Source organism: Streptomyces chartreusis, from assembly GCF_008704715.1.
In the GTDB taxonomy this organism is placed as follows: Bacteria; Actinomycetota; Actinomycetes; order Streptomycetales; family Streptomycetaceae; genus Streptomyces; species Streptomyces chartreusis.
The window spans coordinates 8,181,789-8,193,693 of the sequence record NZ_CP023689.1 but is presented as its reverse complement, the minus strand read 5'-3'; the positions used below and the strand labels follow the sequence as shown (position 1 = coordinate 8,193,693).

Annotated in this window: 7 protein-coding genes; 3 read left to right on the top strand and 4 right to left on the bottom strand. The window is 72.1% G+C overall.

Going from position 1 to position 11,905, the window contains the following annotated elements; translation table 11 throughout:
* Nucleotides 1-9 precede the first annotated feature (9 nt).
* The 3 genes from CP983_RS36275 to CP983_RS36265 all read left to right on the top strand — a co-directional run bounded on the left by CP983_RS36275 (nt 10) and on the right by CP983_RS36265 (nt 3,756).
* Complete coding sequence (locus CP983_RS36275) at nt 10-618, top strand: hypothetical protein (RefSeq protein WP_150504281.1); 609 nt, start codon at nt 10-12, stop codon at nt 616-618.
* Nucleotides 619-945: 327 nt separating this feature from the next.
* Complete coding sequence (gene solA / locus CP983_RS36270; protein WP_150504279.1) at nt 946-2,106, top strand: N-methyl-L-tryptophan oxidase; 1,161 nt, start codon at nt 946-948, stop codon at nt 2,104-2,106.
* Between the two features lie 69 nt (nt 2,107-2,175).
* Nucleotides 2,176-3,756, top strand: coding sequence for an APC family permease (locus tag CP983_RS36265; protein ID WP_125525401.1), 1,581 nt, complete (start codon nt 2,176-2,178; stop codon nt 3,754-3,756).
* Between the two features lie 29 nt (nt 3,757-3,785).
* Here the strand turns inward: CP983_RS36265 and CP983_RS36260 are convergent, their stop codons facing one another.
* The 4 genes from CP983_RS36260 to CP983_RS36245 all read right to left on the bottom strand — a co-directional run bounded on the left by CP983_RS36260 (nt 3,786) and on the right by CP983_RS36245 (nt 11,790).
* Nucleotides 3,786-8,429: a hypothetical protein gene (locus CP983_RS36260; protein WP_150504278.1), complete on the bottom strand. Its 4,644-nt coding sequence runs from the start codon at nt 8,427-8,429 to the stop codon at nt 3,786-3,788.
* A 66-nt stretch (nt 8,430-8,495) separates the two neighbouring features.
* Entirely contained in the window at nt 8,496-9,386 is an 891-nt protein-coding gene (locus tag CP983_RS36255; protein ID WP_150504276.1) for a hypothetical protein, read from the bottom strand.
* Between the two features lie 55 nt (nt 9,387-9,441).
* Complete coding sequence (locus CP983_RS36250) at nt 9,442-10,968, bottom strand: hypothetical protein (RefSeq protein WP_150504274.1); 1,527 nt, start codon at nt 10,966-10,968, stop codon at nt 9,442-9,444.
* 126 nt (nt 10,969-11,094) lie between these two features.
* Nucleotides 11,095-11,790 carry a GntR family transcriptional regulator gene (locus CP983_RS36245; protein WP_107909442.1) on the bottom strand — a complete coding sequence of 232 codons (696 nt, stop codon included), beginning with the start codon at nt 11,788-11,790 and terminating at the stop codon, nt 11,095-11,097.
* Nucleotides 11,791-11,905 lie beyond the last annotated feature (115 nt).

The window sequence follows — 11,905 nt, the reverse complement described above, 5'->3', positions numbered from 1 at the left end:
GACACGGTGATGGGCACGGCGGAGCGGCGTGAGGCGCTTGAGGACGGCACCACGACGCACGAGAGGGCGCGGCGTGGCCCCGAAGCGCCGGATCGCGACATTCCGGCGAGCGGGCGCACGGAGACGGTGAGCCGTGAGATTCCGGAGGGCACACGCGTGGTGACGGCGGACGAGGACGACGCTGACGTGGCGGCCGACGGTGACCGGACGCCCCAGGGGTGGTCGGGGTACCGGCCGTTGTGGGTGGAGGAGCCCGCGCCACGGCGCCGCATGCCGGATCCCGTACGCAGGTCGGCGGTGCGGGCCGTACTGATCATCGCGTTGACGCTGATACAGGCGATGGTGGCCTTCCTGTGCACGCTGGCGGGGTCGTGGCTGGCGTTCCCCATGGTGATCAGCAGCGTCGTCAGCACGGTGTTGGCCACCTGGGGCGCCCTGGACGTCTGGGTGACCCGCCAGGTATGGAACCAGCGCAACGGCGTGGTCTCGGCTCCGAGCAGCACGGCGCGCTCCCTGCGACGCGAGCGGCGCCGAGCCCGGCAGCTGGCGCGTGAGGCCCAGCGCGCGCAGGAGCGAATAGGCCGGCGGGGCGGGACCGGGCGGTTGTCGCACTCCTGAGTACGGTCGGATCGGACCGCGGGTCGCAGAGCCGGCACGCGGTCGGACGGCCGGTGCCCGCGGGCGAACAGCCGACACACAGCCGGACAGCCGGTACCCGTCGGCAGACAGCGAGTACGCGCGGCCGGCACGCGGCCCCCTGGTAGCCGGTACCCGCCAGGACAGCCGGCGCCCGCTCCCACGTGTTGGGGCAAGTCGTACGGTTACTCATGGCCGCAAGGCCCCGGTCACCGTCGTCGAAGAGAGGGAAGAGGCACTAGCCGAAGTGGCACTTCTCGGCTCCAGGTCGGTCCGGAGATGATCCGCATCCGCCGACAGGAGCCTCTCGTGTCACCCACCTACGACGTGATCGTCATCGGCCTCGGCGGCATGGGCAGCGCGGCCGCCCACCATCTGTCCGCGCGCGGCGCCCGGGTGCTGGGGCTGGAGAAGTTCGGCCCCGTGCACAACCGCGGCTCCAGCCATGGCGGCTCACGGATCACCCGGCAGTCGTACTTCGAGGGCTCGGCATACGTCCCGCTGCTGCTGCGCGCCTACGAGCTGTACGACGACCTGGAGCGGGCCACGGGAAGGGACATCGCCACCCTCTGCGGCGGTGTGATGCTCGGCCTGCCCGATTCGCGCACCGTCGCCGGCTCTCTGAGTTCGGCGCGGGAATGGGATCTGCCGCACGAGATGCTCGACGCGAAGGAGATCCGCCGCCGCTTCCCGACGCTCGCGCCGAAGGACGGAGAGGTGGCGCTGTACGAGAGGAGGGCCGGTTTCCTGCGGCCGGAGAACACGGTCGCCGCGCATCTCCAGTTGGCCACACAGCAGGGTGCCGACCTGCACTTCGACGAACCGATGACGCGCTGGGAGCCGTTCCGTGACGGCGTGCGGGTGCACACGGCCGAGAACACCTACACCGCCGGGCAGTTGGTGTTCTGTCCGGGCGCGTGGGCACCTCAGCTGCTGGCCGATCTACGGGTGCCGCTCTCCATCGAGCGGCAGGTCATGTACTGGTTCCAGCCGAAGCGGGGCACGGATCCGTTCCTCCCCGCCCACCACCCCGTCTACATCTGGGAGAACCCGGCCGGAGTTCATGTCTACGGCTTCCCGGCCATCGACGGACCGGACGGCGGAGCCAAGGTCGCCTTCTTCCACAAGGGGGAGGTCACAACGCCGGAGACGATCGACCGGACCGTCCACGAGAACGAGATCCAGGCCATGGCGGACCATCTGTCCGGCTGTGTCCCGGACTTGCCCGGCACCCTTCTCAAGGGCGTGACCTGCATGTTCTCCAACACGGCCGACGAGCACTTCGTGATCGCACGGCACCCGGCGCACCCGGAGTCGGTGACGGTGGCCTGTGGGTTCTCCGGGCACGGATTCAAGTTCGTGCCCGTCGTCGGGGAGATCCTCGCCGACCTCGCACTGACCGGTGCCACCAGGCATCCCATCGGACTGTTCGATCCGGCTCGCCTCATTGACACTGTCCTGCCTCACTGACACTGTCCTTGATCCACGCAGCCGCCCGAGCCGCTCCCTCCCCCACTTCGGCCCATGAGGAGTCCGCTCATGTCGACAACGGAGCAACCAGCCGGTGCCCACGGTCATGACGACACCGAGCTCGCCGAGTTCGGCTACAAACCCGAACTCAAGCGCACCCTGGGCAACTTCCACACCTTCGCCGCCGGGATCAGCTACATCTCGATCCTGACCGGCACGTTCCAGCTGTTCTACTTCGGATACGGCAGCGGCGGTCCCGCCTACTGGTGGTCGTGGCCGATGGTGTTCATCGGCCAGTTCATGGTCGCCCTGTGCTTCGCGGAGCTGGCCGCCCGCTACCCCGTGGCGGGCTCGGTCTACAACTGGTCGAAGAAGATAGGCAACCCGCATCTGGGCTGGCTCGCCGGCTGGATGATGCTGGTCGCGTCCATCGTGTCGATCTCGGCCGTGGCGCTGGCCTACCAGCTGACGCTCCCCCAGATCTCCTCGGCGTTCCAGATCGTCGGGGACGGCACCGGCAAGTACGACGTGGCCACCAACGCGGTCGTCCTGGCAGCGGTGCTGATTCTTTTCACCACGCTGGTGAACGCCTTCGGTGTGAAGCTGATGGCGAGGATCAACACGGCGGGCGTGTTCATCGAGTTGATCGCCACCGTCGTACTGATCGTGCTGTTCGCCGTGCACATCACGCGTGGCCCTCAGGTCGTGCTGGAGACGAACGGGACCGGGGCGGACTACGGCACGGGGTATCTGGGGGCGTTCCTGGTCGCCTCGCTGGCGTCGGCGTATGTGATGTACGGCTTCGACACGGCGTCCTCCCTCGGTGAGGAGTGCCTGGACCCGTCCCGCAACGCGCCGCGGGCCATCATCCGCGCCATCGTGGCCTCGTTCGTCCTGGGCGGTCTGATCCTGCTGCTGGCGCTGATGAGCGTCTCCAGCCTGAAGGGCGAGAAGCTGTCGACGGACGGGCTTCAGTACGTCGTGCTCGACGTGCTCGGTCCCACGGCCGGCAAGGCGATGCTGTGGTGCGTGCTGATCGCGGTCACGGTGTGCGCGCTGGCGGTCCACACGGCGGCGATCCGGCTGGCGTTCGCGATGGCCCGGGACAACAACCTGCCGGCGTCCTCGCGCCTGGCGAAGGTCAGCCCGCGGTTCCAGACGCCGGTGCTGCCGACAGTGATCATCGGGATCCTGGCGTTGTCGATCCTGGTGGTGAACATCCGCCAGCCGCAGATCTTCACCGTCGTCACCAGCATCGGCATCATCATGATCTACCTCGCGTACCTCGGTGTGACGACGCCGATGCTGGTGGCGCGGCTGCGGGGCAGGTGGCAGCCGGCGGGCGACGGGAAGTTCTCGCTGGGGCGTTGGGGGCTGCTGGTCAACATCGTCGCCGTGGTGTGGGGCGCGGGCATGACGTTGAACCTGATCTGGCCGCGCGCCGCGGTCTACAACGCGGCGGCTCCGTACCACTGGTACCTGCGCTGGGGCGCGGTGCTGTTCGTCGCCGTCATCGCGGGCGGCGGCTTCGCCTACTACTGGTTCGTCCAGCGCCACCGGACGGGCGTCCTCGCCGAGCACAGCCTGGAGGGCACGGCGAAGCAGGCCGCACCCGGCGACGGTCCCGTCGTCTCGTCGGCGGCGGACTGAGCGGCCTCGCCGCTCAGTTCACCGTCCACTCACGATGGTGTCGCCGGTGCCGCCGGGCGCTTGAACATCCGGGTCGCCGTGATCTCGCTGTGCACCGCCTCCCCCGCCTGGGGCTGCTGGGGAAGCCCGGGGCGAAGGTGCTCCTCGACGCTGATGTACTTCAGGCCCGCCCGCAGGTCGGCGTCGTTGCGCAGGCGGATGACCAGCGGGAACTCGGCGAGCGCGGTCGTGTCGAACAGGCCTGTGGTGTAGAGGAGCTGGACGCCCAGCGCGTCGGACACGGCGCGCTGCAGCTCCAGCAGGTAGGTCGCGTTGGCGCGCCCGATGGGGTTGTCGAGGAAGAGCGTGCCCGCGTGCCGGTGCTTGTCCCGGCCCCGGTCGTTGCTGCGGAGCGCGGCCATCGTGCAGTACAAGGCGATGGCGGCCGTGAGCAGCTGGCCTCCCGAGAACACGTCGCCCATCTGCCCGACGGGCACGCGCTCGGCGCGCAGTACTGCGTCCGGCTTGAGGATCTCGACGGCGATGCCCTTGGGCTGGAGCGCCGCGGCAACTCCCCTCAGGAGCAGCGACATTCCGTCGCGTCGCAGGTCGGAGTTCTTCTTCACGGCCGCACGGGTCGCCTCGTCGACGACCTCGCCCAGCCGTTCGGTGAGGGTGGCCTGGTCCGGCTCCTCGAAGCGGATGCGCAGGAACTCCTGCCCGGACCACTCGCCGAGCCCTTCGGGCAGCCGGGACAGACGCTGCGCGGACCGCAGGGTGGCCAGCGCCGACTCCACCAGGCCGCGCAGCCGGTCCACGATCGAGTCGCGGTTGCGCTCCAGCTGCGCCAACTCGTCGGTGAGCACACGGAGTCGGGGCGCGAAGGCGTCCGCCCACTTCTGCGCGTGCTCGGGCAGCGCTGCGGCGGGCAGTTCACGGATCTGCTGGCGGGCGGGGGTGCGGACCTGCTCGTAGCGGGTGGAGTTGGCATGCCGTACGAGCACGTCGCTCGCCTCGCGCACGGCGGCCTCGGCGGCGGACAGGTCGGCGGCGCAGCCGCGCAGCGACCGGCGGGCCTCGGCGGCGGAGTGCCGGGCCTCCTCGGGGCTGCCGGGGTAGGCCTCCGGCTCGTCCTGCTCCTCGTCCGAGGTGTGCTCGCGCAGGAGGTCGCGCAGCATCGCGGCGATCTCGTCGAAGCCGCCGGCCGCGTCTTCGGCGCCGCGGTGGGCTTCGAGGAGCTCGGCGTGCGCGTCACGGGCCTGCGTCAACGCCTCGGTGCGGGAGGCGAGTTCGGTCGTCGCGGTGCGCAGCAGGGCCTGTGCGTGGTCGGCGTCGCGCGGCTGGAGTTCCTCGGACAGCTCGGTGTGCGCCTCACCTTCCTCGGGGGCGTGCCGCTCGGCCTCGCCGCGCAGCCGGCCGAGCTGTTCGCTGGCGCTGGACATGCGGGTCTCCAGGAGCTGGACCAGCTCCTCGGCGCGCGCGGAAGCAGCCTGCCGGGAGGGTCCGTCGGAGCCGTCCGGCGACTGCAGGAGCTGCTCGGCCCGGTTGCGGACCTTGTTGCTCAGCCGGTCCAGCTCCGCGCGCGCCGCGCTCTCGTCGCTCTCCGCGCGGGCCTGCTCGGCACGCAGGTCGGCGCCGACGCCGACCTTCTCGTACACCTGGGACGCGGCCCGGTACGCCTCGCGCAGCGCGGGCAGGGACGTCCTCGGCGCGTCCGTGTCCGTGTCGGGTACGTCGTCGGGGGCGCCCGCGATCTCCGAGCGCTCGGCGCGCAGGGCACGTGCGGTGCGGCGCGCGTCGTCGGCCGCGCGCTGGGCGGCGCGGCGGTCCTCGTCGGCGGCGCGGGCACGCTCCAGGCAGGTCTGGGCGCGGGCCTCGGACTCGACTGCCTCGTCGGCGAGTTCGCGCACCTTGACCTGCCAGCCCGCCCGCTCGCGCAGCCGGAACGCCAGCCCCGCCAGGGCGTCGGCGGAGCGCCGGGCCTTCTGCGCTGTCTCCTGCCGCTCGTCGCGGACCTGGGCCGCCTCGGCGGCGGCTTCGTCGGCCTCGGCCCGCACGGTCCGTGCCTCGGCGAGTTCGGCCTCGGACTCCTCGGCGAACGCGCGCGCCTCCCCGGCCGTCTGCGCCAGCTCCACCAGCCGTCCGTCCGGGCAGCCGGTCCGCCACGAGGCGAGCCGGGCCGCGAGTTCACGGTCCTTGCCGAGCCGTGCGGCGAGGCCGCGGATCTCCTCGTCCCGCTCGGTCGCCCGTGCGCGCAGCGCCTGGCGCTCCTCGTCGGCGGCGAACTCGTCGTGCATGGCCGGGTTCGGAGGTACGAGGAAGACGTCGCCGTCCGCGGCGTCGGTGGCCGGAGTCGGGGCGAGCAGGGCGGCGGCCGTGCCCACCGCGACGGCGGACCGGGGCAGCAGGGCCGCGTCGCCGAGCACCTCGCGGGCACGCGCGTGCGTGGCGGGGTCGGTGATGATCACGCCGTCGACCAGTTCGGGCCGGGCGGCCAGCACGCGTGCGTGGTCGGTGGGGTCGACGGCCTGGGCGAGGTAGCGCCAGCCGGGCAGCGCCGGGATGCCCTGCTCGCCGAGGAACTCCACGGTCGCCAGCACGTCCGGGCCGGGCGGCAGCAGCCCGCCGTCGCCGAGGGCGCCCAGGATCCGGGCGTCGTCCGCGGCTGCCGTACGCAGTTCGAAGAGCTGGCGCTCGGCGGCGGAGACGGCGTCGTCGAGCAGCTCACGCAGTTCGCCGGCGAACCGGTCCAGCTCTTCCGGGGTGAGGGCACCGACGGCGGCCGGGCCGTCGTTGCCGCCGTCACCGTTGCGAGGTGCGGGAACCTGACCGCGCTGCACGCCCGGCTCACCGGTCAGGCTGAGCAGTTCGGCCAGCCGTTCCTCGGCCGCCAGCCCTTCGGCGAGCCGCCGCTCGGCGTCGTAGGCACGGTCCGCCGCCGTCGCGGCGTCCGCCGCGCGGGCCGCTGTCAGTTCAGCGCGGGACTCGGTCGAGGCCGCTTCGCGCGCATGCTCCGAAGCACGCCGGGAGGCCTCGCGGGCGGTGTCCCAGGCGGCGACGGCGCTCTTCTCGGCGTCGCTCGCCGCGAGGGCGGCGCGGGCCGGGTCGGCGTCGGGCGCGCTGTCGTCGAGCCAGCCCGCGCGGACGGCCTCGGCGGTCTCCTGCTCGACCTCGCTCAGGCGCTGCCGGAGATGCCCGACCTCGCTGCGGGCGCGCTGCGCGTCGGTGGCGGCGGCGGTGGAGTCCGCGTAGGCGGACTCGCCGACCTCCTGGAGGGCGGCGGAGCGCTCCTCCCCCTCGTTGGCGAGGGCCTCGGCGCTCTCCGCCGCGGCGTGCAGGGCCCGTACGAGATCGACGGCGGCCTTGGCGCGGGCGGCCAGCGCGGGGGCCGCGTCCCGCTCGGCCTCCTGGATGGCGGCGGCGACGCGTGCGACCCGGTCGGAGGCGGCGCGGTGCCGCAGGACGGCCTCGGCGGCCTGCCATGCGGAGTGCAGGGTGCGGGCGTCGGCAAGCTCGCGCTTCTGGGCGGCCGCGGACTTCTCGGCTGCGGCAAGCGCCAACGAGGCGTGCCGGTAGGCGAGTTCGGCGGCGATCAGCGCGCTGCGCTCGCGGGCCGCCTCGGCGTGGGTGACGGCGTACGCGGTGGCGGTGACCCGCTGGGCGAGGTCGGCGGCCCGCACCCGCTCCTGGACCCCCCGCGCGGACAGCCGCCGGGCCAGGGTCCGGGTGCGCCGCTCGGCACCGGCGTGGATGTCACGCGCGCGTGAGCGTGTCTCGGCGGCCTCGACGATCCGCCCGAGCAGGTCGACGGACCCGGCGGTGAAGTCCCGCTCGGCGATCAGCTCGGCGCGCCGGCCCAGCTTGTTGCCGAAGCCGCCGACCAGGTCGGCGAGGCCGTCGGTGTCGCGCGTGTCCGTCACGGCCCGCAGCAGCAGGTCGGTGAAGTCGGAGTCCTTCTTGACCGCGAAGAGGCCGGCCGCCTCACCCTCGTCGGCGTTCATCTCGCGCTGGTAGCGGAAGAGTTCGGGGTCGAGACCGAGGTCGCCGAGGTGCTCGATCCAGCGGTCGTGGATCTCCTCCCAGTGCACCTCCAGATGCGGATACGCCTTGCCCGCCTCCGTGATCGCGTCCCGGAAGCCCTTCATGGTGCGGCGGCGGCCCTGTGCGCCGGACTGGCCCTCGACGGGCGCCCGTACGGCGGTGGACTCGGCGACGGGCAGGTTGTCCAGGGACAGCCCGGGGCCGGGCCGGAAGGAGTACCAGGCCTCGGCGAACTTCCGCGGGTCGTTGGAGACCTGGCGTCCGCGCCACTCGCTCACCTTGCCGACCACGACGCACTCGCCGGTGAGCGTGTGCTGCCACTCCAGCGCGACATGCCCGCAGTCGTCGGCGAGCAGGAACTTCCGCAGCACGCCGGAGCTGGCGCCGCCCAGGGTGTTGCGGTGGCCCGGCAGCATCACGGAGAAGATCAGCTTGAGCAGGACCGACTTGCCGCCGCCGTTCTCCAGGAAGAGCACGCCTGCCGGGGCGGGCCGGCGCGGCGGGCCGACGGGCTCCTCCTCGAAGAACTCCGCCTGCGTGGGCGCGGGGTCGGGCACCGGCTCGCCCACGCCGCGCAGGTCAAGCACGGTGTCGGCATAGCGTGCACCGGCCGGTCCGATGGAGTAGAGACGGACCCGGGACAGCTCGTACATGGCGGACTCTCGTAAGTCTTCGGCAGATCGGGGAAGTTCGGGGAAGCCCAGCGGCTTCAGTGGGCCTCAGGAGGCTCCGGCCGAGTGGAACGGCAGCCCGGCGTCGGCCACCAGCTCCAGGTCGTCCGTCTCCTCCGCGGGCAGCAGGGTCGCGGTGCCGTCGGTGACCGGGACCACGCCCAGCTCCAGCAGCTCGGCCATGGCGGCGCTGCCGGCCATGTCCCGCACCTGGAGCTGGTAACGAGCGGTGGTCCGATAGGTGCCGCCGTTGTCGTCGCCGGTCCGCTGGAGGAACCCGGAGTCGGTGAGGAAGGCCGCGGCCTTGCCGACGATGCCGGTGGTGGAGCCGGCGAGCCGGCGCGCGTCCTTGGTGGCGCCGGTCGCGCTGCGTCTCACCCAGATCCGCCAGGCGGCCTCCAGGCCGGGCGCGTCCGTGGCGGGGTCGGTGTTCTCGCCCTGCTCGTCGGCGCGCTCCTCCAGCCGGCGGCAGGCCTGGCGGACGAAGGCGTCGACGCCGTTGACGGTGACGCGTCCGATGTAGCCGTCGTCGGCGAGGTCCTCGGGCCGCGGGAACGCCATGGCGGCCACGGCGAGATGGGCCAGCCCGTGCAGGAAGCGGTCGCTGCCGTCGGCGGACGTACGACGCGCGTAGTCGCCCATGCGGACGGCGAACACGGAGTCCTCCGCGGCGGTCACCGCCATCCCCGCGCGTGGGGACACCTCCAGCACGACCAGCCCGAGCCCCGCGGCCACGGCGTCCGCGAGCCGCGCGAACGGCGGGTCCTCGCGGTACCGGCGCAGCAGATCGGTGTACTCCTGGTCGCGCGCGGGCTGCAGCTTGGGCTGGAGCCCGAAGGCGACGAGCCGCGCCGCGTCGGCGGCGTCGGCGGGGGTGACGGCGGCGGTCGCCGACGGGACGGCGGCCTCCGGTTCACTCCGATCGACGTGCTCGGTCACGGTTTCGGCTCCTCGGTGTGGTGGTGCTGGTCGTTCGTGCGGTACTCGACGCGGCTCATGCTGCTTCCGTTCTGCCGGCCGCCATCCCCACGGCGTCCAGCAGGGCAGTGCCGACGATGAGGTCGGCGCCGCCGAACTCGGGGTCGTCCAGCTCGGTCCCGTCGTCCACGGCGAACAGCAGCTTCTCCTCGCCTTGCCGATAGGCCGTGCCGACCGGCGGACTGGCGGCGTGAACCGCCAGCAGGGCGACGAGATACGGCAGGTCGGGGTCCTGACGACGGGCCTGGGCCAGCAGTCCCGACAGCCGGCGCGGCGCGTCGGACGGCAGGTCGAGCAGCTCCATGGCGGCGGCCAGCTGCTCCTCGCTGAACCGGCTGTCGTCCGGCGTCGCGATGAGGTCGGGCTCGGGCATCTCGGCACCCAGATGCTCCCGCTCCACGGGCGGCGTCAGCAGTATGTCGACGAGATCGGCCACACGGACCGACACCGGCGTACGCAGCCCCGTCCCGCGCGCGAAGTAGGCGTCCGTGACGCGGACCGCCTGCTCCAGCGGCAGCGGGAGCACCGGCGAGACCAGGTGGCCGTAGAGGTCGATCCCCGACGTGGTCATGGGCGTAGCGAAGGCCTGCCGGTCCTGTTCGGCGCGGAAGAGGGGGCCGGCCTCCAGCAGGCGGGACTGCAACTGGGTGTGCCGTCGGATGCAGTCCTTGACGATGTCGACGAGCTCGGCCGCGCGGCGCTTGTTCTCCGCGTCCTCGGTCTCGTCGCGTGCCTTGCGGATGTTGGTGAGGATCGCGTTCTCGTGGCGGTACCGGTCGGCGACGTGGTCGAGGGCCTCGGCGATCATGTCGGGCACGGAGTTCAGCCAGTCGACCGCCCGGACGTTACGCCGGGTCGCGTCCAGGGCACGGCGGAGCGTCTCGGAGTACTGCACGGTGCGGTAGCGGGCCTGCTCGGCGGCGAGCTGGGCGTCGGCGAGGCGGCCGCGGTTGATCAGCACCTCGAGCTTGACCTCGGCGGCGATCTGCGCGCTGGTGACGTCGGTGTCGAGGGCGCCGACGAGGACGTTGACCGCCTCGTCGGTCGTCCGGAGGTACACGGTGCCGCCGGGCCCCGGGACCTCCTCGATCAGCTTGAAGTCGTAGTCGCGGCGGACATAACTGCCGTCGGGCGCGAACGTGCCGTACACGGCCCGGAAGCCGCGGTCCACGCTGCCGACGTTGATCAGGTTCTCCAGGACCCAGCGGGCCACCCGCTCGTGCTCGGCGACGGGGCGGCGCGGGGCCTGGGCGGCGATGCGGGGGATGAGGCGGGCGACTATCTGGTCGTGGTCGGCGCCGGTGTCGAAGTCCATGTTGAGGGTGACCAGGTCGATGGCGGCGAGTGCCACCTCGGCCATGCCGTACACCGAGTACTCGCCGGCGAGGTTGGCCTTGCGCGTGTCGAGGTCGTGCAGCGGCGCGGTGCAGGCGAGCGCGCGCAGCCGCCGCGCCAGCCCCTCGTCGGCGGCCGGGCCCTGAGCAGGGCGCGGCCCCGCGCTGAGCTGGGGCGGAACACGGTCCGTCGATGCAGGCGAAGTCACGGTGCACAGACTAGGTCCTCGGTCTGACAACGAACCAAACGACGGCACTCCGCCGGTTGCGCCGAGAATCGGTTCGTTTGTCGTGTGCGGGGCGGCCGTGGTTGCTCGCGCAGTTCCCCGCGCCCCTTACGAGGCGCTCGACACCCTGCGTCGGTAGACCTCCACGACCCGTCCCAACGAGTCCTGCAGATAGACCGCGAGCAGCTTCTCGGCCTCGTTCTTGTCGCCCTCCTGAAGGGCCTGGAGGATCTGCCGGTTGCGTGCGAGGTAGGGCTCGTGCAGGCGCTTCGGGTCGTCCACGACGTGGAAGGCGAGCCGCAGCTCGGCGAAGACGCTGCGCATCAGCTCGTCGGTGCGGGCGCTGCCGGCGAGGGCGACCAGTTCGCGGTGGAAGTGGATGTTGGCGGTACCCACCGATTTCCAGTCACCTTCGCGCGCCGCGCGCTGCCCCTCCTCGACGGCCTCGGACAGGGCGTCCAGGTGGTGCGGGGGTGCGCCGAGACCCCGTACGACGGCGCACTCGACAAGGCCGCGGGTGCGGTAGATGTCCTCGACGTCCTCGACGGTCAGGACGCGGACGAAGACCCCGCGGTTCAGCTCGTGCACGAGCAGCCGTTCATGGGTGAGCAGCCGGAACGCCTCGCGCAGGGTGTTGCGGGAGACGCCGAGCGCGCCGCCGATGCTGTCCTCCGACAGCCGGGTGCCGGGTGGGAAGAACCCTTCGGCGATACGGCTCCTGAGGATGTCGGAGACCCGCTCCGCGGTGCTCGTACGGCCAAGGAGCGCGCGGTCCTCGGACAGTGAGGTCAGGTGCTCATCCATGCCGGAATTCAATCGCAGACCAGAAGAACGAACCAACATGGGTATTGAGGGATCGTTGAACAATCCCCTACGGTACTTCGCACCGGCACGGCTCACCCCCCATGCACCCTCCGTC

What these genes read in the sequence shown, in the direction of transcription:
- CP983_RS36275 (WP_150504281.1), top strand. Translation starts at nt 10, where the DNA reads ATGGGCACGGCGGAGCGGCGTGAGGCGCTTGAGGACGGCACCACGACG.
- CP983_RS36265 (WP_125525401.1), top strand. Translation starts at nt 2,176, where the DNA reads ATGTCGACAACGGAGCAACCAGCCGGTGCCCACGGTCATGACGACACC.
- CP983_RS36260 (WP_150504278.1), bottom strand. Translation starts at nt 8,429, where the DNA reads ATGTACGAGCTGTCCCGGGTCCGTCTCTACTCCATCGGACCGGCCGGT.
- CP983_RS36245 (WP_107909442.1), bottom strand. Translation starts at nt 11,790, where the DNA reads ATGGATGAGCACCTGACCTCACTGTCCGAGGACCGCGCGCTCCTTGGC.